The sequence below is a fragment of the Beduini massiliensis genome (assembly GCF_000829905.1).
GTDB classification, from domain to species: domain Bacteria; phylum Bacillota_I; class Bacilli_A; order Erysipelotrichales; family Coprobacillaceae; genus Beduini; species Beduini massiliensis.
Window position 1 is genome coordinate 339,848 of sequence record NZ_CDPP01000004.1, and the last position, 25,297, is coordinate 365,144.

24 protein-coding genes and 2 other annotated features are annotated in these 25,297 nt (G+C 36.4%); of the genes, 8 read left to right on the forward strand and 16 right to left on the reverse strand.

Annotated features, from left to right (window positions below; translation table 11 throughout):
- Positions 1–48: 48 nt before the first annotated feature.
- From thrS to BN1225_RS05490, 7 genes are all read right to left on the reverse strand, one after another.
- Positions 49–1,956 carry a threonine--tRNA ligase gene (gene thrS / locus BN1225_RS05460; protein WP_147585184.1) on the reverse strand — a complete coding sequence of 636 codons (1,908 nt, stop codon included), beginning with the start codon at positions 1,954–1,956 and terminating at the stop codon, positions 49–51.
- Complete coding sequence (locus tag BN1225_RS05465) at positions 1,949–2,485, reverse strand: GNAT family N-acetyltransferase (RefSeq protein ID WP_041138787.1); 537 nt, start codon at positions 2,483–2,485, stop codon at positions 1,949–1,951. The genes thrS and BN1225_RS05465 overlap by 8 nt, the downstream gene beginning before the upstream one ends.
- Before the next feature lie 35 nt (positions 2,486–2,520).
- Positions 2,521–2,712, reverse strand: a binding site (T-box leader).
- A 71-nt stretch (positions 2,713–2,783) separates the two neighbouring features.
- Positions 2,784–3,263: a hypothetical protein gene (locus BN1225_RS05470; protein WP_187117535.1), complete on the reverse strand. Its 480-nt coding sequence runs from the start codon at positions 3,261–3,263 to the stop codon at positions 2,784–2,786.
- Between the two features lie 72 nt (positions 3,264–3,335).
- Positions 3,336–3,791 (reverse strand): VanZ family protein, encoded by a 456-nt coding sequence (locus BN1225_RS05475; protein ID WP_147585186.1) that lies wholly within the window; start codon positions 3,789–3,791, stop codon positions 3,336–3,338.
- Positions 3,784–5,619 carry a serine hydrolase domain-containing protein gene (locus BN1225_RS14050; RefSeq protein WP_052466369.1) on the reverse strand — a complete coding sequence of 612 codons (1,836 nt, stop codon included), beginning with the start codon at positions 5,617–5,619 and terminating at the stop codon, positions 3,784–3,786. The genes BN1225_RS05475 and BN1225_RS14050 overlap by 8 nt, the downstream gene beginning before the upstream one ends.
- Entirely contained in the window at positions 5,616–7,853 is a 2,238-nt protein-coding gene (locus BN1225_RS05485; protein ID WP_041138789.1) for a WG repeat-containing protein, read from the reverse strand. The genes BN1225_RS14050 and BN1225_RS05485 overlap by 4 nt, the downstream gene beginning before the upstream one ends.
- 78 nt (positions 7,854–7,931) lie before the next feature.
- The gene (locus tag BN1225_RS05490; protein ID WP_041138790.1) at positions 7,932–8,840 is read right to left on the reverse strand and encodes a hypothetical protein; all 909 of its coding nucleotides are present in this window, start codon (positions 8,838–8,840) and stop codon (positions 7,932–7,934) included.
- A 201-nt stretch (positions 8,841–9,041) separates the two neighbouring features.
- Here BN1225_RS05490 and coaBC point away from each other — a divergent pair, with 201 nt between their 5' ends.
- The 3 genes from coaBC (at position 9,042) to BN1225_RS05505 (ending at position 11,556) form a co-directional block, all read left to right on the forward strand.
- The gene (gene coaBC, locus BN1225_RS05495; RefSeq protein ID WP_041138791.1) at positions 9,042–10,244 is read left to right on the forward strand and encodes a bifunctional phosphopantothenoylcysteine decarboxylase/phosphopantothenate--cysteine ligase CoaBC; all 1,203 of its coding nucleotides are present in this window, start codon (positions 9,042–9,044) and stop codon (positions 10,242–10,244) included.
- On the forward strand, positions 10,238–11,029 hold the full coding sequence (locus BN1225_RS05500) for a type III pantothenate kinase (RefSeq protein WP_041138792.1): 792 nt from the start codon (positions 10,238–10,240) through the stop codon (positions 11,027–11,029). The genes coaBC and BN1225_RS05500 overlap by 7 nt, the downstream gene beginning before the upstream one ends.
- A gap of 83 nt (positions 11,030–11,112) precedes the next feature.
- Positions 11,113–11,556 (forward strand): hypothetical protein, encoded by a 444-nt coding sequence (locus BN1225_RS05505; RefSeq protein ID WP_041138793.1) that lies wholly within the window; start codon positions 11,113–11,115, stop codon positions 11,554–11,556.
- Between the two features lie 144 nt (positions 11,557–11,700).
- Here BN1225_RS05505 and BN1225_RS05510 read toward each other — a convergent pair whose 3' ends face one another.
- Together BN1225_RS05510 and BN1225_RS05515 are read right to left on the reverse strand one after the other, a co-directional pair.
- Positions 11,701–12,492 (reverse strand): MurR/RpiR family transcriptional regulator, encoded by a 792-nt coding sequence (locus tag BN1225_RS05510; RefSeq protein WP_041138794.1) that lies wholly within the window; start codon positions 12,490–12,492, stop codon positions 11,701–11,703.
- 13 nt (positions 12,493–12,505) lie between these two features.
- Positions 12,506–13,684 (reverse strand): pyridoxal phosphate-dependent aminotransferase, encoded by a 1,179-nt coding sequence (locus BN1225_RS05515; RefSeq protein ID WP_041138795.1) that lies wholly within the window; start codon positions 13,682–13,684, stop codon positions 12,506–12,508.
- A 123-nt stretch (positions 13,685–13,807) separates the two neighbouring features.
- Between BN1225_RS05515 and BN1225_RS05520 the strand changes: the two genes are divergently transcribed.
- From BN1225_RS05520 to BN1225_RS05540, 5 genes are all read left to right on the forward strand, one after another.
- Positions 13,808–14,557, forward strand: coding sequence for a YdcF family protein (locus tag BN1225_RS05520; protein WP_052466370.1), 750 nt, complete (start codon positions 13,808–13,810; stop codon positions 14,555–14,557).
- A 78-nt stretch (positions 14,558–14,635) separates the two neighbouring features.
- Positions 14,636–14,875: a hypothetical protein gene (locus tag BN1225_RS05525; RefSeq protein WP_041138797.1), complete on the forward strand. Its 240-nt coding sequence runs from the start codon at positions 14,636–14,638 to the stop codon at positions 14,873–14,875.
- Between the two features lie 106 nt (positions 14,876–14,981).
- Positions 14,982–15,210: a binding site (T-box leader), on the forward strand.
- 35 nt (positions 15,211–15,245) lie between these two features.
- Positions 15,246–16,253, forward strand: coding sequence for a methionine ABC transporter ATP-binding protein (locus BN1225_RS05530; RefSeq protein WP_041138798.1), 1,008 nt, complete (start codon positions 15,246–15,248; stop codon positions 16,251–16,253).
- Positions 16,254–16,910 carry a methionine ABC transporter permease gene (locus tag BN1225_RS05535; protein ID WP_041138799.1) on the forward strand — a complete coding sequence of 219 codons (657 nt, stop codon included), beginning with the start codon at positions 16,254–16,256 and terminating at the stop codon, positions 16,908–16,910.
- An 11-nt stretch (positions 16,911–16,921) separates the two neighbouring features.
- Positions 16,922–17,761 (forward strand): MetQ/NlpA family ABC transporter substrate-binding protein, encoded by an 840-nt coding sequence (locus tag BN1225_RS05540; RefSeq protein ID WP_041138800.1) that lies wholly within the window; start codon positions 16,922–16,924, stop codon positions 17,759–17,761.
- Positions 17,762–17,798: 37 nt separating this feature from the next.
- Here BN1225_RS05540 and BN1225_RS14055 read toward each other — a convergent pair whose 3' ends face one another.
- From BN1225_RS14055 to BN1225_RS05575, 7 genes are all read right to left on the reverse strand, one after another.
- On the reverse strand, positions 17,799–20,051 hold the full coding sequence (locus BN1225_RS14055; protein WP_052466372.1) for a leucine-rich repeat domain-containing protein: 2,253 nt from the start codon (positions 20,049–20,051) through the stop codon (positions 17,799–17,801).
- A 388-nt stretch (positions 20,052–20,439) separates the two neighbouring features.
- Positions 20,440–21,276, reverse strand: coding sequence for a DegV family protein (locus BN1225_RS05550; protein WP_041138801.1), 837 nt, complete (start codon positions 21,274–21,276; stop codon positions 20,440–20,442).
- A 79-nt stretch (positions 21,277–21,355) separates the two neighbouring features.
- Complete coding sequence (locus tag BN1225_RS05555) at positions 21,356–22,336, reverse strand: Gfo/Idh/MocA family protein (RefSeq protein ID WP_041138802.1); 981 nt, start codon at positions 22,334–22,336, stop codon at positions 21,356–21,358.
- Between the two features lie 142 nt (positions 22,337–22,478).
- Entirely contained in the window at positions 22,479–22,790 is a 312-nt protein-coding gene (locus BN1225_RS05560) for a PTS lactose/cellobiose transporter subunit IIA (protein ID WP_041138803.1), read from the reverse strand.
- A 141-nt stretch (positions 22,791–22,931) separates the two neighbouring features.
- Entirely contained in the window at positions 22,932–23,339 is a 408-nt protein-coding gene (locus BN1225_RS05565) for a DUF3842 family protein (RefSeq protein ID WP_041138804.1), read from the reverse strand.
- 9 nt (positions 23,340–23,348) lie between these two features.
- Positions 23,349–24,467 carry an aldo/keto reductase gene (locus BN1225_RS05570; RefSeq protein WP_041138805.1) on the reverse strand — a complete coding sequence of 373 codons (1,119 nt, stop codon included), beginning with the start codon at positions 24,465–24,467 and terminating at the stop codon, positions 23,349–23,351.
- A 162-nt stretch (positions 24,468–24,629) separates the two neighbouring features.
- Positions 24,630–25,244 (reverse strand): hypothetical protein, encoded by a 615-nt coding sequence (locus BN1225_RS05575; protein WP_041138806.1) that lies wholly within the window; start codon positions 25,242–25,244, stop codon positions 24,630–24,632.
- Between the last annotated feature and the right edge of the window lie 53 nt (positions 25,245–25,297).

The window sequence follows — 25,297 nt, forward strand, 5'->3', positions numbered from 1 at the left end:
AAATAGAAAATAATCTCACTTACAATGATAAAGTGAGATTATTTATAATTAGTCTTTATGCTTTTTTGATTTGATTTCTTCTTGAATCATACTGACAAAATCATCTAAGCTGACTGTTATCTGTTCCTGTTTCCCATAAGCACGATAAGTTACTGTTTTTTCTTTTGCTTCATTATCCCCTAATACTAACTGATAAGGAATTTTATGCACTTGTGCATCACGGATCTTATATCCTAATTTTTCATCACGGAGATCGTTTTCAACACGGATATGTGCATCTTTTAATACATTTGTTACTTCTTTTGCATAATCACCATGATGTTCGTTGCTGACCGCGATTACTTTTACTTGAACCGGGGATAGCCAAGTTGGAAAAGCTCCGGCATAATGTTCAATTAAAATTCCCATGAAACGTTCCATTGAACCGTAAACAACACGATGAATCATAACCGGACGATGTTTTTGACCGTCTTCACCAATGTAAGTTAAATCAAAGCGTTCAGGTAAGTTAAAATCTAACTGAATAGTACCACATTGCCAAGTTCTGCCAATCGCATCTTTAATCTTAAAATCCAGTTTAGGTCCGTAGAAAGCCCCGTCTCCCGGATTTAATTTATATTCAATTCCTTTATGTTCCAAAGCATTTGCCAATGCTTTTTCTGCCATATCCCAGATTTCAACCGAACCGATTGCTTTTTCAGGACGAGTTGAAAGTTCAATATGATATTCAAAGCCAAAGATACCACTGTAGAATTTGTCAATCAGTTCAATTACACCAATGATCTCGCTTTCAATCTGATCAGGAGTTAAGAAGATATGCGCATCATCTTGTGTGAAGTTACGTACTCTAAATAACCCATGCAAAGCACCTGAAAATTCATGGCGATGAACAATTCCTAATTCCCCCATACGAATTGGGAAATCACGATAAGAATGCAGGTCATTTTTGTACACTAAAATAGAGCCCGGACAATTCATTGGTTTTATCGCATATTCGACGTCATCAATTTCTGATGTATACATATTTTCACGATAGTTGAACCAATGTCCGGAAATTTCCCACAGTTCCTTATTCAACATAATCGGTGTTTTGATTTCCTGATAACCGGCTTTTGCGTGTTCTTCGTGCCATAGGTTTTCCAATTCATTTCTAACCGCCATTCCTTTTGGCAAGAAGAATGGGAATCCGGGACCAAATTCAGATAAGAAGAATAATTCTAATTCTTTTCCTAACTTACGATGATCTCGTTTTTCAGCTTCTTCCAAGAATTTTAAATAATTATCCAGTCCTTCTTTAGTAAAATGACTTGTTCCATATACACGCTGCAGTTGTTTATTCTTTGAATCTCCGCGCCAGTAAGCTCCTGCTAAAGACATCAGTTTAAAATGCTTGATATCACTTGTCTTAGGCAAATGGACTCCTCTGCATAAATCTGTAAAATCTCCTTGTGAATAAACTGTGATTGTTCCTTCTAAATCCTGAATCAGTTCTACTTTATAAGGATCATCTTTAAACATTTCCAAAGCTTCTTCCTTACTGACAACTTGACGAGTAATAACTTCTGCTTTAGAAGCTAAACGTTTCATTTCCTTTTCAATCTTTGCCAGATCACTTTCAACAAGGGCCGGCTCTACATCAACATCATAGTAAAATCCATTTTCAATATTGGGACCAACTCCAAATTTTGCGTTAGGCCATAAACTTTTAATAGCCTGTGCCATTAAATGTGCTGTAGAATGATTTAAGATATCAAAGGCCTCAATCATATCATTTGTGATTAATTCCAGCTTCGCATCTTCTTCGATCGGTCTGCTTAAATCATACATCTCTCCATTAACTTTCGCGGCAACACTTTTTTTACGTAATCCTGAAGAAATGCTTTGAGCAATTTCTCCGGCACTAATCCCTTTTTCAAATTCTTTGACGTTTCCGTCTAAAAAAGTTATTTTAATCATTTTTATCTTCTCCTATCCAAAAGCGTAAATAAGTTTGCTTTTCTTTTTCATCATAGTATTCATTTTCTAATCGGCCGCCACATTTCTCGATGGTTTTACGAGAAGCAATGTTGTTTTTATTGCATGTCACTAAGACACGATCGATCCCTAAATCATGGCAGATCATCAATCCCATTTTAAGCATGGTCGTGGCATAGCCTTTTTTTCTTTCACTCGGAGCCACACTATAACCAATGTGTCCTCCGCTTTTTAATAAGCCTTCATTTAAACGATGACGAATATTGATCGTTCCTAATATTTTATTTTCACCTACTAAAAAGTAGGTGGTGGCGGGAACAAACCCGTCTGGCAGCTCAACGCCTAAATGATAGTTCTTCGCTTTTTGCAGCCAGTCCTGATAATCTTCATTTTGATGACATCCGCCATCTCCATTAATATAGAATTCTCCTGCGGCATAGGTTTCATCCTGATATGCCTTTATCATGTTTTCATGCTTCATACTTGGAAATTCTAATACTGCTTCCGACATTTAAACCCCTCCTTTTTAATAAAAAAGAGACTTCGTCAAAGGACGAAATCTCGTGGTACCACCTTTATTTGCATATTGCTATGCCTCAATATCGTAACGTGATCAACGGCCATCTCTTTCGAGGGCAACTATTAGGGAGTACCTATACATATATTCAAAGACTTTCACCAACCGTCTTCTCTCTAAAGAAATTTATATATAGACATATCCTAAATCCTTGTTTTTATACTTTTATTCTAATCTAATTTATGTAATTGTCAAGAATTATGTTTCACAAATCTTTTTCACTCTTTATTATTCACTTCCCTTCGCTAAGATATCCTTGTCTTTTATAATAAGTCGTTGAATCCCACCATAAATTCTGATGTAAAAGTAAAAGTGATGGCACATACAGAATCCAAGTCAGATAAACATAAAGCACATTACCGTAGATATTGAATAACCCCACACAAAGATCACTGATTAAAAGAATAAAAAAGCCAATTTTCAAAGATGGATGTTTTTTCATATTCCCAAACAGCAGAAAAATGTAAATCGCTGATAGTTTAATGACGATCGGCAGTGGCAATAATAGTCCAATACCGACAATATAATAGCTTTCGACGCCTAAGTAGACGCCTTGCATTAAAATAAAGAAATAAATTCCTAAAATCGGGTCTTGCTGGTAGGCTAAAAAATAGTCACCGACAAAAGTCAGGATCAATATAAAAGACTGCTTTTTATTTTTATGAGTAAAAGCAAGTATCATCAAAAAAAGTGTGATCCATAATTTGTTCATATCATTTGTGATATCACATAAGATTAAGATTTCCAATAAAAAAAGAACCATGATTTTCACTATTTTCATAGTTTAATTATGGTTCGTTCGTTTATTTTTTATACTATTGATCAGATAAATGATCGCAAAGCCAATCAGCATTCCCATTGAATCAATCAGTACATCTTGAATCTGTCCGCTGCGTCCGGGAACAAACAACTGATGTAGTTCATCACTGCATGCATATAAAACGGTAATCAATGCAGCATAGCGATATGGTTTTAACGGCTGAAGTAAGATGACCGCTCGATAAGAGAGAATGCCTAAAACAAAATAAGAAAACATATGCGCACTTTTACGGACTATAAATTGAAGCGTATCCATGATAGGCAAATGAATCAGATCGATCCCAATCCATTCGCCGATTCTTTCCAGCAGCTGACCACTGGTACCGCTTGACTGGTCACCATTCTGCATGGAAAACATAAATATGACAACCATCCATAGCATGACCAGTCCAAAACGAAAATATATTTTTTTCTTATTCACAGACAATGAGATCGCCCGCCTTTCCCATAAAGCCTATAAAGTCAATATCGCAGAGGTGATCACAATACAGACTGTCATAGCTTACTTTTGCTTCCTTTTCCATGATCTTTATGCCAATCACGCGAACATGTTTTGGCTTTTTTATCTGATTTCGATGATCATAACGGAACCAGCAAGTATCACTATCCATTAAAGCAAACGACTTAGGCATCGCTTTAAGCTGATCGCTGTTGATATAACGATAAGGCCCTAATTGGAAGCGGTCTTTATCTAAAGCAACAAGCGTACACATTTCCCGAGAATAATTACCCGGCAATTCGATAAACGAAGCAGCATGTTGTTCATCTATAACCCGAAGCGGAAATGGAAACAGCACTACTCCCAATGTTTCCAACATCGTTGGGGCAATGACCTGCAAATCTTGTGTATAGAATGTTCGCTGATCTATGTATTCATTCATTTTCAGATAATATTTCCCGGGAATTGACATTTTCTTTCCTGATTCCGGTTTTATTTTTTGTCCGATGACACTTCTTACTTCGGTATTTCCGTCTAAGTAAGTCACATACATATAGGTTTCATCATTTTCATCTATAAACCCAAAACGAGGGTGGTCAAAACCAAAAAGTTGTCCTTGATAAATATATTCTGTTTCTCTTTGATCCAGACAGATTGGTGAAGTCAGTCTGCCAAGTTGATAATACGCGATAGTTAACTGCCCATTGATAAGTTGAATCTGATATACACGATTATCGGCACCATAGATGCCTTCAATCTGTTTTGCTTGATTTGGAATCGGTAAGATGATCTTTTTCTGATTTTTTTCCAGATACATCTTCCCCAATTCCTTTGCCAAAGCGGTAACTCCCGATTCCTTAGAAGTGCTTAGCACCGCAACACTGAGTTTTCTTTTAGGCAAAAGATAAGCATAACTCATATAACCGAATGTTGCCCCACCCTTGGCGGCTGCCTGAAAGCCCATGGCTTCAAAATAAGGGAGTGCCACATGGTCGAAGCCTAAACCATAACCATTGGCATTAAGTAATATCGTTTTAATAGGATTGACATACTGCTCGCGACACATTTCTTGCCAGCTTTCTTGGCTGATCAGCTGCCCATTGTTTAAAGCATCCATGAACAAACAAAGATCCTCGGCTGTACTGTATACCCCACCGGACCCAATGCCATTGACATACTCTTGATTAAAATCATGATCATAATCATTAGGAGCATGAGCATAGGTTGTTTCATCTAAAACAGCTCCCGGAAATTCCGTATCTTTCATTTTTGCGGGAGTAACTATGTAAGTTTGACAATAGTCTCGAAATGACATCTGACTTATCGTTTCAACCAGATATTGTGCTAACACAAAACCATCATTACAGTAAACACTGTACTTTCCCGGAACACTTTTTAAGGGAAGCTGACGGTACATTGCCAACATATCCGAAATATACTGCGGATAATAATGATTTGTATATTTACCACGGAAAGAAGTAGAAGACAAACCACTGCTGTGATTTAACAGCATGCGCACCGTGATTTGACGATAGCGACAATCTTCCATAATAAAATCAGTAAGATACTCGCATACCGGACGATCTAATTCTATCTTATTTTGATCGACCAGCTGCAACAATGCAGCAGTGACAAATAATTTAGAAATAGACCCGATTGTAAAACGTGTATGGGCATCTACTTGATCTGGCAGATCACTTTGCCTTTTCCCATAGCTGTAAGAAAAGATCGGCTGATCGTGATCATGAACGCAGACACTGACCGCTTGAATTTCTTTTTCCTGACAATATTTTTCTATGAAAGCTTTCATTCCTTCTTCCCCCTGTCATCTACTAAATAAAACTGATTTTGAAACGATACACATAAAAGATGTTCCACAGGCAGCGTTGCTGTTTGAAACATGAAAGGTGTCAACAGTTCCCCTTTTGCGTTCATATAGCCATAGCGATAGCCAACTCCGGCGATAATATGCTGTCCCTTACAGATCGTTAATGTATCATAGATAATCGGAATAACAAGCTCTCCGTAAATCGAATACATCCCGTAACAGCTATCTTTTTCTACCCGAACCAAATCTTCAAAGATTGGCAGCAGCTCATCATAAAGACATGGAATGATGGGCTTTCCACTTTCCGAAATAAGTCCCCAACCTTTTTTATTCAACACACGATAATACCCCTGATTTGCATCTTTTAATTGTTCCCAAATAAACTCAATCTTTATTTTTCCTTGTCCATCGATGACACCATAAGCATCATCTTTTTTTGCAATCAGATCATGATTCGCCCAACTTAAAGCCGCATATTCAAATGGAATCATTAGGTTTCCCTTTAAATCAATAACGCCATAATAATCCCCTTTTTTTACAATCGCCATATGTTCATGAAAGGCTTGAGCTTCATCAAAGCCCTGTGATAATAAAGTTTCCTTGTTTAAATCGCAATAGTACCATTGTCCGTTCTTTTTTATTGGGACCATCCCCTCAGCAAAATCACCTGCTTCTTCCTCAAACACATACTGCTGATTTTCAAATTTAAAAATCGTCACAGGCCCTAAAACCAAGCGCTGATGATCATGATAAAGCTTAATATCATCATAAATAAGATCTAAAATAAGATTTCCTTGATGATCAATTAAACCGTACAGATGCTCACCTTCTTGATTGATAATCGCATAGCCATGATGGAACATATACGTGTCCTGTCTTTTGGTTTCATCTATAGACAGATGAAGATCAATGACAAGTTGCCCCTTCTGATCAATAAAACCACCATGTTGATTCGTTTCTACATACGCCAGTCCCTCACTAAACTGATACACTCTTTCTAAATTTGGAATATCCAATACAATCCCGGTATCGGTATTCCAACTGGCATTATAAAAAGACTGTGGCATCGCTTGATTGAGACGTCTTGCTAAAAGGCTGAGTATTCGATTTTGTGCCATCTCTTTATTCAACATGAACCAGTCATATTCACTCCATAACTTCTGCAGTTCTTCATCTGTTGAAGCAATCGTATTGGCTTGTGATAAATAATAATAGGCTTTTTCTAAATCTTTTTTACCGTAAAGATATACACGAATATAATTTAAATAAATCCATAAATCTCTTCTGCCCTGTAAAAAGGCTTCATCTAAATAAAACAATTTCTTATCATAATCTTCCAATAGACCATATAGATAAGCCAGTTCGCTTAATAAAAATAAATGGGTCGGATAAAGTAAATAGCCCCTTTCATAAGAACGAATCGCTTCCTCAATCTCAAAAAGCTGATGATAGGCATAGCCTAATTCAATCCAAGTTTCTCCGTCACGATCGTTCTCTGCTATCTCTTCCAGCATGGCTGATGCTTCCCGATATTTTTCGATCAAATTATAATAGACACCAAAATGATAACAGACAAAAGCATGATGTGCGGGATATTCAGCAAGCATTTGCAAATAAGTATATTGATCCTCCATTGTTTCGTTTATTTCATTTAACGTAATGATATCTTCTAACAAAGTTTCATTCATCTCTAATTCTAATAAACGCTTATTCATATTATTTGCTTCTATATAATGACCTAAATCACTGTAGGCATTCGCCAACTGTTCCAAGGTCCAACGGTCATCCGGTTTTAATTCCAGTCCTTCCAAGAGATAGACAATACCTTCTTCTTTCATGCCTAATTTCAGATAAGTATAAGCCAGTTCACTATATATCCACTGATCTTCTCTTCCCAAATAAATACATTTTTCTAAGTAGGATAAAGCTTCATCAAACTGTTCTAAACGGTTGTAAGTCCACCCGATCTCACTGTACAAAGTAATGCTTTCGCTGACTTGCTGACTGGCTTTTAAAAAATAGGGTAACGCCAAATGATATTGTTCTAAAGCGTTGTAAAGTTGTCCTCTTGTAAAATTGAGCCAAATGGAATCCACCACAAAAGGAGCAATCGTTTCTAAATAATAAAGAGCTTCTTGATATTGCTTTTCTTTGATATATTGCTGCATAGCCTGCTCATATTCTTTCTTTGTTCTAAATAAAAAAGTTTCATCCATTTTCTCACCTTCTTTTCAATATCTCTATTATAAACATATCCCAGATTCATTACAAATAAAAAGGAAACATATCGTTTCCTAAATACCAAATCCGGTAATCATGCCCATCAGATACACCCCATACAACTTAAAGAGCAGTTTATATCCGATTGATCCCATAATATAGATAAAACACATCAGTAAGAATGCAATGACACAAGATAAAACTAAAATACTGAATAAGTGATCCCCGCTGACAATTCTTGATAAAACGAGTGTTTTAATAAACATCACACTGGCAAATATCAATCCACTGATAAAAATAAAGAGAATCAAATAACCAATGAAACCATTTAGAGGCAAAAGCAGCAATAAGCAGCCTGTGACAATAAACGGATCTAATACAATCCCAAAAATATTCGTTGCTTTCAGTGATCGAAACAGTGACACTTTATGCTTTTCCACCACCCCTTCTACCGCAGTCAAAACAAAAGCAATCAGCCATTGGAAAAGCAAGCTGAGAATAAAGACTGCCAGCATCATTTCTAAGAATGGTCCCCAAATCTGAAAATATTTTCCATAGCCAATATGATGTACAAATAACTGCATTTTGATAGCCAATACAAATGGAATTAATGATAACACAAATGCATTAATGATACTTAAAAGAATATGGGTTTTAAAAGTGTAGCCAAAAATATGCTGGATGGCTCCGACATGATCTTTCATAAAACTTCCGACATGTTTAAAGTAGTTTAAAGAAACATGCCCTACTTGTTTTCCGGTTTCATATAAGAGCTCGCTGACCGGTTTTTTCGTTTCCTCTTTGGCAGTGGAAACTTCAACCTCATTCTTATCTTCTGTAACAGGTTCTTCTTCTGTCTGAGCTTCTTGAGTTGTTTTACTTTCTTTTGTTATTTCCGTCTCATCTGTTGCTTCTTCTTTTAGATCCTCATTAAAATCTTCATTATCGATAGGATCTTGATCGTTTCTTTTATCGTCATCCATGTTTTAAACCTCCCTATAAGTAAATCATAGCTAAATATCGTGTAAATTGAAAGAAAAAGATGTTCAATGAGAAGATTTTGTATATAATAGAGATAGTTAAAAATGAATAAATGGCAAGACACATGGCATCTTTTACGAGCGATAGTGGTTCATTAACTTAGGCGTAAAGGGATGTTTACGCCATTTTTTATGGAGGTCATTATGAAAAAGAATATTTTATTAGGTATAACCGGTGGGATTGCAGCTTACAAAGCAGCTGATTTAACCAGTCAATTAATGAAGCTAGGCTACGATGTCGATATTATCATGACTAGAAATGCAACTGAATTTATTGCTCCGCTTACCTTTGAATCCCTGACAAAGAAAAAAGTTTATTTAGATACTTTTGAGAGAACCACCGACGGAGAAGTGAAGCATATTGAACTGGCAAAAAAAGCCGATGTCTTTATGGTTGTTCCCGCTACCGCAAACATTATTGCGAAGATTGCTCATGGAATTGCAGATGATATGCTGACGTCTACTTTTTTAGCGGCAACCTGTCCCAAGATTATTGCTCCGGCTATGAATACGCATATGTATGAAAATCCAATAACACAAGATAACTTAGAACGTTGCCGTCACTTTGGTATGACCATCATTGACCCTGGCAGCGGACGTTTAGCTTGCGGTGATTGTGGCAAAGGAAAACTTCCGGCTACAAAGATTCTGCTTGATGCATTGCAGTTTGCTTTGGTGACAAATAAACCGTTAGCAGGTAAAAAAGTATTGGTGACTGCCGGTCCAACTCAGGAAAACATTGATCCGGTGCGCTTTATCACGAATCATTCCAGCGGCAAAATGGGATACGAGATTGCCAAGATGGCACGATTATTGGGAGCTGAAGTGACTTTATTAAGTGGTCCCGTGGCGCTTTCAGAACCGATTGGCATCAAGATGCTTTATTTCACAACCGCCCAGGAACTATTTGAATTAGTTCAAGAAATTTTACCTCATTATGATTATGTTATTAAAGCAGCTGCCGTTGGCGATTATCGTTGTCAGGAAGTTCAGCCCCATAAAATAAAAAAACAGGAAGGGCAAATGACATTAACCTTGACATCTAATCCTGATGTATTAATGTATATCGGTCAGCATCGTCTGCCTCATCAAGTGGTCTGCGGTTTTGCGATGGAAACCCAAAACCTGATTGAAAATGCTACTGCTAAATTATTAAAGAAAAACTGTGATCTGCTGGTTGCCAATCATTTATTGAGTGATGGTGCCGGATTTCAAACCGATACAAATATTGCGACGATTATTACTCCGCAATATCAAAAAGAATATGAACTGATGAGTAAAAAAGAATTAGCAAAGATCATTTTGGAAACAATGATTGACATTGAAAAGGAGAAAACATTATGCTAGTGGCTATTGATATTGGAAATACAAATATTACGATTGCTTTATTTGCGGGTAAAAAAATTATCGGCAATTATCGCCTGACAACGAAAATGCAAAGAACCAGTGACGAATATGGTTTCATGCTGTTAAGCTTCTTTAATGCTTCTAATACCCCCATCGAAGATGTAGAAGATGTTATTATCAGCAGTGTTGTTCCTAAAATCATGCATTCCTTTACCAGTGCCATTATTAAATACCTGCATCATGAACCGATCATCATCGGTCCGGGCATTAAAAGCGGCATTGCCATCAAATCGGATAATCCTAGTTCTGTGGGAGCCGATCGTATCGTGGATGCAGCGGGTGCGTACTATACTTATGGGGGACCGGTATTGGTGATCGATTTTGGTACTGCCTCTACTTTTGATTATGTAAATGAAAAGGGAGAATTCCTTTATGGGATTACGGCTCCCGGTTTAGAAATCTGTGCTCAGGCACTTTCTTCACAAGCCGCTCAATTACCGGAAATTCAAATCGTGAAGCCGGATACAATCCTCGCCAAAAATACTGTAAAAAGTATGCAGGCTGGAGTTATTTACGGCTACATCGGACTGACAGAGAATATTATCAAACAAGTAAAAAAGGAAATCGGAACGCCGATGAAGGTCATTGCTACCGGCGGCTTAGGTCGTGTCATTTCTGCGGAGACAGACCTTATCGACGAATATGACAGTGACTTGACATTTAAGGGATTATACTTAATTTATCAGCGTCATTTAAAACAACTTGAGAAGAAAGCATCCCGTTAAGGATGCTTTTTAAAACTCAATTTCTGTTTTATTGAAACTCAAAAAACTCAATGATATAATGTAACAAAGAAAAGAGGGATATGATGTGTAAAGAATGCTATTGTGATGAGCCAAGAATCACTCCCCTGCTGCATCCGCTCGACTGCCTAAATCAGCATACACAATATATTTGCGGAACATGTGGTCGCTGTATTTGTATTGAACACGATCCAAAACGAGGGCTGCAAAGATGGAATTTTCCATTCAAATCATTGGCAATCGCAAAACTTTATTTACGAACTGCAGATTATACGATGAAAACCACTTGCGGTATTTATGAGATTAAAAATGATCAAGGCAGAAGTTCCTATAAAATCTTTGCTCACTTATCGGATCTGCAAGAATACTTATCTAAAAATAAAAACAAGCACTGTGAAAATATGAAGCCTGTTTTTCAAATGAATGCCTATCAGGAATATCCGCATACACAGGTAAGAAAACTTACCTCTCAAGAAATAGAACGCTATCTACAAGAACGCTCTTTTTAATCCAATGATGAATAACGGATAAAAAACGCCTTCTTGACTAGAAAGCGTTTTTTTCTATCTCTTCTCATCATTCCTTAACTTTCCGTGTCTCTTTTTATATATGCATGACAAAGTTATACATATTAAAAAAGATAATCCTAATGATTATCCTTGGCGATGATCTCCAAAACGTGTCACATACAGCTGAGAGATTAACTCGGCAAATGACAATAACATAAAGCGCCCCATATAAAGATCATCATCTGAAGAAATATAAATAACACGATCAAATTCTTTCAATAATTTAGGATCATGATTCGCTGTAATTAAAACAGATTTTGCCCCTGATTTTTCAATGGCACGTTTTAACCGCTGAGTTCCGCGAAGATAATTGCCTCGCACTGAAATCGTAATCGCAATACTGTCTGCATCTAAACTTTCGGCAATCTTGATCTGCTGATCAGAGTCATTTTTCGCAATGGAATATTTATTGCATGAGAGTAATGCCGCTTGGATCAACTGAGCAATGCTGTGAGAAAAATGAGAACCATAAAAGGCAACATTGTTGCTGTCATGAATATCCTCTACAAATTCTTCCAGCACTTCCCAATCCAGCAGGTCGATCTGTTCTTCTAAACGCATACCTGCTTTTTTCAAATAGACCGCACTGGCTTTTTTAGGATCTTGAAGCATGACAGGTTCATAATAATCAGTGCTTTTTAAACTTGTATATTTTGCACACTCCATCTTTAAATGGATATAGTCATCGTATCCTAATTTACGACAAAAACGACTGATCGAAGCAGGTGAAACATGGCAGGTATTCGCAAATACTACGATGTTCATCTCGGCAATTTCAGAAATATTCTTTAATATAAAATCAGCGATCGTATAATTCAGATCATCTTTTGATGATGAATTGACAAATAAAACAAGTCGGTAAAATAAGTAGTTCACCCTATCATCCTCTCTATAATTCCTTAATAAATTCTTTGATTAACTGCATTCCCATCATAACATTTTCATCACTTGTTGCATAGGATAAGCGAATAAAATCATCACATTGACTGCCTAAAGCATTACCGGGCACAACAGCGACGCCCTTTTCTTCTAACAGAGCATCGGCAAATTGCTGACCGTCTAATCCGGTCTTAGAAACATCGATAAATACATAGAACGCTCCCTGTGGTATCACAAAGTCAAGTTTCGGGATTTCCTTTAACACTTTGATCACCATCTGACGGCGCTGATCAAAACGCTTTACCATTTCCTTTACTTCTTGTCGTGTTTTTTCTTCGTTCATTACTTTAGCGACCCCTACTTGTATAAAGGTAGGCGCACACGTCGTAGCATACTGATGCACTTTTAATAATGGTTCAATCAATTCTTTAGGTGCACATAGATAAGCTAAACGCCATCCGGTCATCGCATATGCCTTAGAAAATCCATTCATCATGATTGTTCTTTCTTTCATTGACGGATATGCCGCAATGGACGTACATGTTTTATCATCATATACTAATTGATCATAGATTTCATCAGAAAATACCAATAGATCATGTTGGATGCATAACTCACATAAAGCTTGGATAGAAGCCGGATCATACACTGCTCCGGTTGGATTGCATGGATTATTCATCACAATCATTTTTGTTCTTGGTGTTATGGCTTCTTTTATATCCTCTATATTTAACTGAAAGCCATTCTCTTTTTTTAATGGAACATCAACAAAGACACCCTCTGCCATATGAATCATATTCTCATAGCTTAAAAATGCCGGTGTACAAACAATCACTTCATCTTTTGGGTTAATCAAGCCCAACATGACATGATTAATCGCTTCTGAACCTCCGCTGGTAATCAATATTTCTTCCATAGGATCATAAACGATACCATGATGACATTCTACTTGTTTCGCGATTTCTTCTCTTAGTTTCAAATCCCCCCGATTTGAAGCATAATGACTGTAATTATCTTCTATAGCTTGCATTGTAGCCTGCTTGATTGGGCTTACCGTCGCAAAATCCGGTTCACCGGTACTAAAGCGAATAACCGGACGTCCGAGAGCTTCCAAAGCATTCGCTTTATCACTTACTGCACGAATTTTCGAAGCCTTCACTTCCTTTAATCTTGCTGCTCCTTTATTCATTTTTATCCCCCTATTATCATATATTTTCAATTATACCTTAATTTTTGAAAAGTACAATCTTAAAGAATATTTTGTTGAAGAACAGTAAAATTACTGTTACACTGATAAAAAGGAGCGATGCCAATGAAATATTTTAATCGTAGTGTTTTAATTCTATCTGTCTTACTTTTACTGTATGTTATTATTATTAATGTTGTTTATGGAAACATTGCCTTTTCCAAAATCCTTGGATTTGCTTGTATTCTTGGTATTCTTTACGGCATTGTCCAAATCAGAAAGCATGATCAGCTGTTCTCTTTATTGCCCATTTGGTTAAAATACATCGTATATGGTTTATTTACAGCCGGATGCATTCTATTTATTCTTGTAGAAGGTGTAATCATCTACGGTGCTGTACATAGTGATGAACTGCAAGCTGATAAAGTAGTGGTTTTAGGGGCCGGACTCAAAGGAGATCAAATTACGACTTCATTGCTTTATCGTTTAGATACGGCGATTGAATATTATGAAAAATTTCCTTATACAACATTGATTGTCAGCGGTGGTCAAGGGGAAGGCGAAACGATCAGTGAAGCATCAGCGATGTATCAGTATTTGATTGAACACGGTATTCCTGAAAATAAGATTATTCAAGAAGACCAGTCAACCAGTACCTATGAAAACTTCAAGTTTTCAATGCAGTACATGCATACGAATGATAAAGTGATGATCATTTCCAACGGTTTTCATATGAGCAGGGCAAAGCTGATTGCCAGCCGTTTAGGCATTGATGCCTATGGATACAGTGCGCCAAGTCATTTACCAACAATAATCAATTTCTATATTCGTGAATTTTTTGCCTACTTGAAAGATTTCATCTTAATCCGTCCATGAGCTATGACTGAAGGAGCGTTATGCCTCCTTTTTTTATTTATGCTATAATGAAAGAAGATACATAAGGGAGGAATGGATATGTCAGACTGGCTGTCGGATGCTTTCTATCCAACAACCTGCCCGCAGCAATTTTATCGGTCCGTAGAAAAAGTGAAACATCTAAACATCGAGAAATTACTCCCTGCCCATCATGACTTAAAGATTAGCCCAACCATCATTACAGATATTTTTCAAGCATTCAAACATTTAGATGACCAACACCAACTAAAACAAGGAAACGGGCTTTTTGATTTTGGTGATTTTCAAATACATATATAAATTTTTTTCGTTTAATTTCATGCATAAACAGAAGATTTTTTAATCTACACTATACAACTATGAATTAATTTTCTTGACATCTGTAAAAGATTGCTTTAAGATAACTACAACGACGATGAAATGAAGAGTAACTTACTTTTACCTCATAGAGAGTTCTTGGTTGGTGGAAAAGAACAGGGAGCGGTAAGCGAAGATGGTCATGGAGTTGCATAGGTGATATTTAGCCTATGACGTGAGTGCCCGTTACCGCACTAGAGTATGATAGTACTCGATGAGGTTATGATTGTGAGGTCATAATAAATTAAGGTGGTAACACGAGCATGCTCGTCCTTTTAGAAGGACGAGTTTTTATATTTTAAGGAGGAAATTTATGATTGAAATCAAGAATGTCAGCAAGATTTATCAAAACAAAATGCAAACGATCAAAGCGGTTGAAGATGTCAGTCTGACGATTCAAGACGGTGAAATCTATGGCATCATCGGTTATAGCGGAGCCGGCAAATCAACATTATTGCGAATGATCAATTCATTGGAAAAGCCAACCCAGGGAACCGTTTGGATCGATCAAGAGAATATTTCAGACCTCAACAAGAAAGCTTTAAACCAAGCAAGAACGAAGATTGGCATGATCTTTCAGCATTTTAATTTACTTTGGAGCAGAACGGTGATTGAAAATATCGAACTGCCCTTAGAAATTGCCGGAGTCTCTTTAGACAAACGCAGAGTTCGAGCTAAAGAACTCATTGAGCTGGTCGGATTAAATGGTAAAGAAAACAGTTATCCAAGTGAACTGTCAGGGGGACAAAAGCAACGTGTAGGGATTGCTCGTGCTTTAGCCAATCATCCTACAATTCTGTTGTGTGACGAAGCAACTTCTGCCCTTGATCCCGATACTACCGAATCTATTTTAGATTTATTATTGAAGATCAACAAAGAATTGCATTTAACGATTGTCTTGATTACCCATCAGATGGAAGTCGTGCAAAAAGTTTGTCATCGCGTCGCAGTGATGGTCGAAGGAAAAGTGGTAGAAGAAGGAACGATGAAAGAAATTTTCCTAAAACCCAAACATCCTGTTACAAAACGATTCGTCAAAGAAGAGAACAGCTGCAATCAGGAGACCGATTTAAAAAACGTCTATACAGATGGCATCTTGTATAAACTGACGTTTACTCAGGAAAATTCACGTCAGCCAATATTATCACAAGCGATTCGCTACAGTGATTTAGATATCAGTATTGTTCAGGCAAAGCTGACCAATACACAGGAAATATCGTTTGGAACGATGTACATTCATACATCAAAAAATCATGATCAAAAGCATCAGCACTTTATCCAGTTTTTAAATGAACACAATGTTTTAGTGGAGGTGATCTAAATGTGGAATCAAATAGATTGGGATAGTGTTATTGTTGCGCTTGGAGATACTTTATTTATGAGTTTCATCGCATTGATTGTGGCGATTATATTAGGACTGCTGCTTGGCATTCTCTTATATATCACACAGGAAGAGGGACTTTATCCTAACCGGTTGATCAGCCAAACATTGAATTTTATTGTCAATATTCTAAGATCTATTCCCTTCATTATCCTTTTATTTATCCTTCTTCCTCTCACAAAGGTATTGGTTGGATCGATTTTAGGAGCGAAGGCTGCTTTACCGGCATTAATTATATCCAGTGCTCCCTTCTATGCTCGTATGTGCATGGTTGCATTTAACGAAGTGGATAAGGGAACCATTGAAGCAAGTAAAGCAATGGGGGCATCCAACTGGCAAATCATTAAAAAAGTACTGTTACCTGAAGCAAAACCGGCTTTATTTTCCAACATGACAATCATGGGGGTTACCTTGATTGGCTATACGGCGATGGCTGGTGCAATCGGTGCCGGCGGTTTAGGGCATTTAGCATATTTATATGGGATTGCCCGAAATAATCCGACGATGACTTATATTGCCACTTTCTTAATATTGATTATTGTCTTTATCGTCCAAATAATTGGCGATCGCATTGTTAAAATTACAGATAAAAGATAGGAGAAAACAACATGAAAAAATTAACTGCTTTATTATTCACTGCTTTATTACTCATTACTTTAACAGGCTGTTCAAATAAAAACAGCAATGCTGCAAATACATTAACCGTTTCCGCTACTTTAGATCCGCATTCTAAAATTTTGGAAGCAGCAAAGCCTATTTTAAAAGAAAAATATGATATTGATTTAAAAATTAAAGTCTTAGATGATTACTATATTTTCAACAAAGCTTTAGATAATGGTGAAGTCGATGCCAACTATTTCCAGCATTTGCCTTTCTTTGAAGAAGAGTTAGCTACGCATCACTATGATTTAGTAAATGCAGGTGGAATTCATATAGAACCTTTTGGCATCTATTCTAAAAAATATAGTACTTTAGAAGATATTCCTAACGGTGCTTCAGTCATTATTTCAAATTCGGTTGCCGATAACGGGCGTATTCTTTCCATCTTAGCTGACGCCGGTCTTATCCACATTCCCGAAGGTAAAAACATCTTTGACTTGACAATCAATGAAATTCAAAAAAATAATGACTATAACCCTAAAGGGTTAAAATTCAGTGAAATTAAACCGGAATTACTAGTCACCACCTTCAACAGCAATGAAGGAGATTTAGTTGCTATTAACGGAAACTACGCTATTCAAGGCGGATTAAACCCCAGCAAAGATGCATTGATCTTGGAAAGTGCATCACAGGATAATCCTTATGTCAACATTGTCGCAACAACGTCTGCTTTACAAAATGATGAACGTATTCAGGCATTAGTAGAGGTTTTGCAATCCGATGCGATTCAACAATTTATTAAAGAAACTTACAGCAATGGTTCTGTCATTCCAGCTGAAACAAATTAACGATGCATCTCCATTGTATTCATAAAAAAGGAATCTCTTATTTAAAAGAGGTTCCTTCTTGTTTTTCCTTATACTTGAGAGCTAATATCAATAATCCAGACATGCATAGAACTGTAGCGTATAGTTTCACATGTCCACGATCTCCTGTGGAAGGCTGCTGATGAATAGGATTATTAGGCTCTTGCTTAGAATCTGTGGGCTCATTTGGGCTGTCCATTGGCGGCTGTGGAATTGGGTCTGTCGATTTTGCAATAATCTTAAATTTGGTTTCGGCACTTCTGTGTCCATATGCAAAACGTAATGTATGCCACCCCTGATCGAGAGTATCTAAATATTCGGCTTTTAAAATTAAAATAGTACTTCCGGATTTTAATATATAATGCGCAGCATCTACCAACTGTTCATCTATAAAAATACCGGTTAAATCTGCTAAATCTGCTGAACATACAACAACAATGTTTTGTCCTGATTCAATTTGATAAATCGTTTCTGCACCGATCGTAATCTCGGGTAAAATAAGCGGTTTATCCGCAATATCTATGATAATTTCAATATTTTCTATTATTTGATAATTTTTAGAATCTGTTGGTACATATTTTACTTTATAAAGATGCAATCCTTTATTTTCTAATATTAATGTATCATCCATCCATTCAAACCCCATCGGCAAAACAATATCTGCCAAACGATCTCCCACGATGCCTTTTAAATTCGTTGGTATTATGTAACTTGAAACTGCTTTTTTGATTTCGAACTGTTTAATCGCTGATAATCCTTCATAATTTGAAGTTTCTTCAATGCTTGCTTTTACATACCATATCCCTGCCTCTGTTGGTACTTCATTAACATATTGACCCCCTATTTCATTACTGTACAGATATTGAATAGACTCATTTCCATAAAGAGCTTTGGCATTAGGTGAACTGGCATCTTTTAAATATGTCCAATCCTCTATATCTAAATCTGTTATCCATTCGTTAACAGCCTTTTCAATTTTAAATTCTATCGGTGTGCTTTCTAATTTTGAATAAGTGGAAGTGGCTTCCACTGTCGCCTTCACATAGTAAGTTCCTGCTTCTGTAGGCACCATCTCACTATAAGTGCCATCAATCTGATGACTATAAGTATAAATTGGCGTTCCGTATTTTGCTGCAGCATGAGGCTGAGAAGCAGGTTGTCCATATTGCCAGTTGTCGATCGATAAAGATTCTGTCCATTCATTGAGCATTTGCTGTTTTATGTTTAGCGTAACCGGCATCACGATACCATTGCCACAACTGTAATTGTATTTAACCGGTGTGCCATTCACATAATCCTTCAAAACCGTTCCTATAAGTGCTGCTCCTGTTAAGTTTTTAATCTTTGTAACATCTATATTCGGATCTATATTTTTTAAATCATAAGTATCCGTACTTACTGTAATGGTACGTGACTGATACCCAAGTTCAGCATCATAAGCGGAAAGATTAATATTTTGACTTAAATCCAAAGAAGTTAAACGGTTAAAAGATCCATACACTGTCATTAGATCATCACAGCCCCTAACATTTAGATAAGTCAAATCATTATTTTCACACTCTAAATAATATAATTTTGAATTATGAGATAAATCTAAAGTGCTAATTTGGTTATCTGTGCAAAGTAATTCTTCAAGATCCATATTTTGACTCGTATCCAATGCCGTTATTTTATTATCAAAGCATTCGAGAGAGGTAAGTTTTGTATTCTTACTGATATCCAATGAAGTCAATATATTTCCATAACATCTTAGTTTTGTTAAATCTGGACATTGGCTAATATCAATGGATTTTAGTTTATACCCTTCATAACATGCCACTTCTGTCAATTTTGTATTATTTTTTAAATCTAATTGACTTATCTCATTTTGAGAGCAGTTTAATATTTCTAATTCCGTATTCTGACTTACATCCAGCGACGTTAACGCATTGCTTGAGCAATCTAAAACCGCTAAGTTAGTAAAATATTGAATTCCCTCTAAATTTTTTATTCCTTTTCCATAAATATATAATCGATCTATTGAGGCAATTTCCGATTGCGTAATAATATTTCCATATTGATTAAGCAAATAATTCCGAAAAGCATCGTCCGGAAAATGGTCTGCATTCACCTCAATATCTTCGGTAATTCTTGGTGTTGACGCATTCCTATTATTTACAATTACCGGAGTTTGTAAATGGGTTGCGAAAATTTCTCTCTGACACATACTAAAAACCAGACCTATACAAGTAAAAACTATTGCCATTCCTAAACATTTATGTTTTTTTATCATCCTTATCCCCCTATATTTCCACCATTTTACAGCCCCATTTTTACAACATAATATACATTATGTTGTATATTGAAAATATAAAAATCAGGTAAAAAAGCATGATAATACCTAACAAATTTGCTTTTAAAGAATATTTTAGAAAACGGTTGCAATAAAAGCAGATAATTGTTAACATAATAATATAATTAAAAATGAATAATGATATTTCGCTGTAAGTACGGTATCTGTTTAATCTTTAGATATAAGGACTTAATTTTAGATCCCACCACATAATGTATATTATGTCGTAGGGAAATAAATAAGCCTAAACTAAATAAAAAAAGTTGCTGCCCTCTGTATAAAAACAAAGATCAACAACTTTTTATTTTATTATAGAATAACCCGTCCCTTATTTTTTTATCCACTGAACGGCAACACATTCCGGTCCGCCTTGAGTAATAAATGCCGGTGTTAATTCAAAAATTTCCACTTCTGCGGTTGGGAATTTCTCTTTGATTTTCTTTTCCGCAGCTTCTGCTTGTTTTAAAACACCGCCATGACTGATCGTAATATATGTATTTTCATCAACATGATCATTTTCCATTTCACTAAATAATTTACTGACAGCCGATGTAAAGGTTCTTCCGATTCCGTGTTTTTCCAAACGTTTACGATCCTCTGTCTGCGTCATAATCGGAACAATTTTTAATAATCCGCCCAGCGTTGCCGCAATAGGAGTTAAACGTCCGCCACGTTTCAAGAAATCAAAATCCTGTGGAAGTAAGAATGAACGATTTTCTTCTAATGAAGACTGCAATGCTTCAAGAATTTCAGCTTTATTCTTTCCTTCATCAGCTAAGCGTTTTGCTTTTAAAACTAAATAACGGTGAGGTCCACACAACGTCTTACTGTCGACAACCGTAATATTTGCTTGATTAGGCACCATTTGACTGGCACTTACTGCACTTTGATAGGTTCCGGATAACCCGTCACACATAAAGATTCCTAAAATTTCGTCATCAGGATATTTTTCAAATGCTTCTACTAATTTACCAATCGGCGGCTGTGAAGAAGATGGAACACCTCCGTCTTTTATTTTCTGAAGAAAAGCTGCACTATCCATCTCAACTAATTCTGCATAAGATTCATGATTAATACTGACACTTAAAGGAATAATATCGATTCCTAGCGCTTCTCCTTCTTTTGGAGAAAACATTGTTGATGTATCCGCAATTATTTTTACCATATGAATTACCTTCCAATACTATATAATGTGGTTTCAAACTCTACTTACAAATGTATTATACTCGAGTTTACTTTTAAGTTCAACATAAAAGATCAGCCGGGAAGATAATATTCGCTTTTTTTCTAGCTTTATCCGCTATTTTCATCACTTTTAAGCTTTCTTCCAATAATTTAAAACAGCTATCCAAATCTTCTTGCTCATAAATCTCTTTAAAATCTAACAATTCATAATACATCCCATTGCGTTCGGCTTGTGCATTAAAAGTTTCAGTTTCTGTCTTGATGAAATCAATCTGTGTTAATCCACTCGGCGAACTGGGACTATACAAACACCCTTGTTCCCCTTGAATAGAAACAAAACGATGTCCTGAACAATCCTTTGCTCCTACACTGCTGAAAATAAAGTCATCGTATGTTAAAACCAATACTCCGGATACATCGACACCATTCGCATGGCGATTTGCGATATAATCGACATCTTTAGGTTCACCAAACAGTGAGACAGCTAAATGAATATTATAAATATTAAGATCCAGTAATGCTCCGCCGGCATATTCTAAATTAAAGACATTCGGTGTTTCACCAGATAAAAGTGCATTATATTTAGATGAATACTGACTAAAATTAGTTTGCACCATTCTGATGCGTCCAATCTCATTTATTTTTTCTTTTAAAATTTTAAAGTTAGGCAAGTGAATATTAATGATTGCTTCAAATAAATAACGTTTTCTTTCCTTGGCAATTCGAATCAGTTCTTCCACTTCTCTTGCATTAGAACAAAACGGTTTTTCACACATCACATGTTTATCCGCTTCTAACGCTAACTTACAATACTTGAAATGCAGACTATTTGGTGTTGCCACATAAATAAAATCTAATTGTGGATCAGCAATCATTTCCTGATAATCATCATATGCTTTTTCAATCTGACACTCTGCGGCAAATGCTTTTGCCTTTTCCATCGTTCTTGAGCAAACGGCATGGATTTCTAAATCATTTTTTCTTGCACCATCTATGAATGCTTTAGCAATCATTCCGGTTCCAATAATTCCTATCTTCATATTTATCACCCCTTTTACGATACCACATTTCAGACTCCCTCAAAGCTGATTTTTAGAATGTGAAAGAAAAGTATGAAGCAAATAAAAAAACAGGAAACAGCTTTCGCTATTTCCCATCAGTTTTATAGTTTTGACAGCTTTATTATCCGTTTACTTTTTCGTATAAGTCGATCATTTCAGCTGCTAAATCGATACATAATAATGAAGTCATTAAGTGGTCTTGAGCATGTACCATTAATAATGATAAAGGTGCTTTTTCCCCTCTGATTTCAGCTTGGATCAATTCAGTTTGTGAATGATGTCCTTCGTTTACTGATTCTTTAGCTTGTTCTAATGATTCGCGAGCTTTATCCATATCTCCTGCTTTAGCAAATTGGATTGCTTCCATTGCTGAAGAACGTGCGCTACCGCTGCTTACGATTAAGTTAATGATTACTGTTTCCATTTCATCCATGGTTAAATACTTCCTTTCTATCTGTTAAAGTTCTTTAATTACATGTCTAATTTTACATGGAAAGAGAGCGTTTGTCAATGAATACCGTAAGCGTTGTCATGACAAAACGCTGCGATTTAAAATCCATTGATTATATCAAACTTATTTGCTCCATTCATTCAATTGGGCAACGCATTGATGGACATATTCATTAATATTTTTATTCTCTATTCCAACAATGGTAACCGGACATTTGGATACCGGGATCAGCAATTTACGGGCATCAGATAAACTGATTGCCTGTGCCATTTTCGGACTGATTTCTCCATACATGGAATTCGCAAACGCAATTCCGATCGGTCCAATGATAACTTCAGCATTTTCAGCATTATAAATCACTGCATTCTCACCGGTCGCTCCTACCTGAGCTCCCGCTTTCAACATATTGCTTGTAGCCACCGCATTGGTTCCTACCGCTATAATAAAGACATCGGGCAAACTTTGGCGTATTGCTTCAATCACACTTCTGCCAATGCCTCCGCCCTGTCCGTCAATGACAACTACTTCCATAATTTCTCCTTATTTTGGCATCTCCGCAGCAACGCGTTTTAAATCTTCTCTGATCTTAATCGCTTGCGGACACATTTTCTCGCAAGCCCCACATTGCTTACATTGATCGGCTCTTTGTTTTTCATCCATATCATGATAACGTTTTCTGGCAGCTGCTTCGTTTCCGTACATCGCATAATCGTTCCATAAACGGAAGTTTTTAGGGATATCCACACCAAATGGACAAGGCATACAATAAGCACAGCCTGTACATCCATTCTTTGTACGTGATTTAATTGTTTCTGCCACCACATTAACAAGATCGCTTTCTTCAGTGGTTAATGGTTTAAAATGATTGAATGTTTCTAAGTTATCTTCCACATGCTGATACGTAGACATTCCGCTTAATACGACTTTCACATTTGGCAGACTGGCAATCCAACGCAATGCCCATGAAGAAAGACTCTTTGATTCATCATATTTCTTAAAGATAGAAGCGATATCTTCCGGTAATGCCGCTAGTGATCCGCCTTTGATTGGTTCCATGATAACTAACGGGATGTTACGGCTGGCTGCTAGTTCATACCCCTTGATTCCTGCCTGCACATCAGTATCAATATAGTTTAATTGGATCTGACAGAAATCCCAGTCACGATACGTTAAGATTTCTTCGAATACAGGATAATCATCATGGAATGAGAATCCTAAATGTTTGATTTTTCCTTCTCTCTTTAACTCTTCACAATAGTCTAAGATTCCTAAATCTAAAATCTTATCCCATCTTCCTTTATCCAAAGCATGCAGTAAATAAAAATCTACATAATCCACATCTAAACGTGCGATTTGTTCTTCAAAGATACGTTTAGCGTCATCTAATGTTTCAATATTCCAAATCGGCATTTTGGTCGCTAAGTAAAAACTCTTACGATCATATTTTTTCAAGACTCTGCCAACAAAAGGTTCACTGTCTCCATTATGATAAGGATACGCTGTATCAATATACGTTACTCCACTGCTTATAGCGTGATCGATCATTCTTTCAGCTTCTGCTTCATCGATTTTCCCATCTTCCTTGATGGGGAAACGCATACATCCAAATCCTAACAATGATGGGGAAACTCCCAATTTCTCAATTTTACGATATTCCATCTCTATACCTCCCTGATATAATTTACACTTTTATTTTACTCCTTAGAGTACACTCGAAGTCAAGGAGTTTTTAACACTTTGTAAAGTAAAATGAAAAAGTAAGTTCTCGACGTATGTTATTTATATAGAATTCTATAAAAAAAGATTAGAATCATAACGACTCTAATATTTAATGCATTTTTTTATAACACGATCGATTTTATATAAACTTAATGGAATCAGCAGCGTAACTAAAGGAAAATATAAATCGATGATATATTGTATGAGACTGAGCGTACCTTCTTGATATTCAGTGATACATACCACACTGTTAATAAACAAAAATACGATCCAAACCGCTAAGAGTTCTCTTTTTCGATGATTTAATAAATAGATATTAATATGGATCATTCCGCTGTTGCGGTCAGCCATCAAATAACTGATCAAACAGATAAAAATCAGACCTGCCACTATCGCGGGAATCCAGATTTTACCACCGGCTAAAAGACCGGGAATCATTAAGATCAGCGCCGCAATCAGATAAGCAATAAAATGCAGGCGTGACTTTTTCACAAAACTGACCTTATCTATGGAAATCTCTTTTTCGATCTGGTGCCAAAGGTGATGCAATGAATGTTTGATTAATCCATCGATTTCATCATGATCGTATCCTTGCTGACGAAACATTTCAGTCTGACGATCCAGTCCTTCCATCAATTGCTTCTTTTTTTCACTGACATCAATAATATGTTGATACGGTCGCAGTAAGTGATCGATATAACGTTCTATTTCATTCATAATCTATCTCCTTTAGTCCCATCAAATAAAAAAGCGAGATTGCCCTCGCTCTT

What these genes read in the sequence shown, in the direction of transcription:
- thrS (WP_147585184.1), bottom strand. Translation starts at nt 1,956, where the DNA reads ATGATTAAAATAACTTTTTTAGACGGAAACGTCAAAGAATTTGAAAAA.
- BN1225_RS05465 (WP_041138787.1), bottom strand. Translation starts at nt 2,485, where the DNA reads ATGTCGGAAGCAGTATTAGAATTTCCAAGTATGAAGCATGAAAACATG.
- BN1225_RS05470 (WP_187117535.1), bottom strand. Translation starts at nt 3,263, where the DNA reads ATGAACAAATTATGGATCACACTTTTTTTGATGATACTTGCTTTTACT.
- BN1225_RS14050 (WP_052466369.1), bottom strand. Translation starts at nt 5,619, where the DNA reads ATGAAAGCTTTCATAGAAAAATATTGTCAGGAAAAAGAAATTCAAGCG.
- BN1225_RS05485 (WP_041138789.1), bottom strand. Translation starts at nt 7,853, where the DNA reads ATGGATGAAACTTTTTTATTTAGAACAAAGAAAGAATATGAGCAGGCT.
- BN1225_RS05490 (WP_041138790.1), bottom strand. Translation starts at nt 8,840, where the DNA reads ATGGATGACGATAAAAGAAACGATCAAGATCCTATCGATAATGAAGAT.
- coaBC (WP_041138791.1), top strand. Translation starts at nt 9,042, where the DNA reads ATGAAAAAGAATATTTTATTAGGTATAACCGGTGGGATTGCAGCTTAC.
- BN1225_RS05500 (WP_041138792.1), top strand. Translation starts at nt 10,238, where the DNA reads ATGCTAGTGGCTATTGATATTGGAAATACAAATATTACGATTGCTTTA.
- BN1225_RS05505 (WP_041138793.1), top strand. Translation starts at nt 11,113, where the DNA reads ATGTGTAAAGAATGCTATTGTGATGAGCCAAGAATCACTCCCCTGCTG.
- BN1225_RS05515 (WP_041138795.1), bottom strand. Translation starts at nt 13,684, where the DNA reads ATGAATAAAGGAGCAGCAAGATTAAAGGAAGTGAAGGCTTCGAAAATT.
- BN1225_RS05520 (WP_052466370.1), top strand. Translation starts at nt 13,808, where the DNA reads ATGAAATATTTTAATCGTAGTGTTTTAATTCTATCTGTCTTACTTTTA.
- BN1225_RS05525 (WP_041138797.1), top strand. Translation starts at nt 14,636, where the DNA reads ATGTCAGACTGGCTGTCGGATGCTTTCTATCCAACAACCTGCCCGCAG.
- BN1225_RS05530 (WP_041138798.1), top strand. Translation starts at nt 15,246, where the DNA reads ATGATTGAAATCAAGAATGTCAGCAAGATTTATCAAAACAAAATGCAA.
- BN1225_RS05535 (WP_041138799.1), top strand. Translation starts at nt 16,254, where the DNA reads ATGTGGAATCAAATAGATTGGGATAGTGTTATTGTTGCGCTTGGAGAT.
- BN1225_RS05540 (WP_041138800.1), top strand. Translation starts at nt 16,922, where the DNA reads ATGAAAAAATTAACTGCTTTATTATTCACTGCTTTATTACTCATTACT.
- BN1225_RS14055 (WP_052466372.1), bottom strand. Translation starts at nt 20,051, where the DNA reads ATGATAAAAAAACATAAATGTTTAGGAATGGCAATAGTTTTTACTTGT.
- BN1225_RS05550 (WP_041138801.1), bottom strand. Translation starts at nt 21,276, where the DNA reads ATGGTAAAAATAATTGCGGATACATCAACAATGTTTTCTCCAAAAGAA.
- BN1225_RS05555 (WP_041138802.1), bottom strand. Translation starts at nt 22,336, where the DNA reads ATGAAGATAGGAATTATTGGAACCGGAATGATTGCTAAAGCATTCATA.
- BN1225_RS05560 (WP_041138803.1), bottom strand. Translation starts at nt 22,790, where the DNA reads ATGGATGAAATGGAAACAGTAATCATTAACTTAATCGTAAGCAGCGGT.
- BN1225_RS05565 (WP_041138804.1), bottom strand. Translation starts at nt 23,339, where the DNA reads ATGGAAGTAGTTGTCATTGACGGACAGGGCGGAGGCATTGGCAGAAGT.
- BN1225_RS05570 (WP_041138805.1), bottom strand. Translation starts at nt 24,467, where the DNA reads ATGGAATATCGTAAAATTGAGAAATTGGGAGTTTCCCCATCATTGTTA.
- BN1225_RS05575 (WP_041138806.1), bottom strand. Translation starts at nt 25,244, where the DNA reads ATGAATGAAATAGAACGTTATATCGATCACTTACTGCGACCGTATCAA.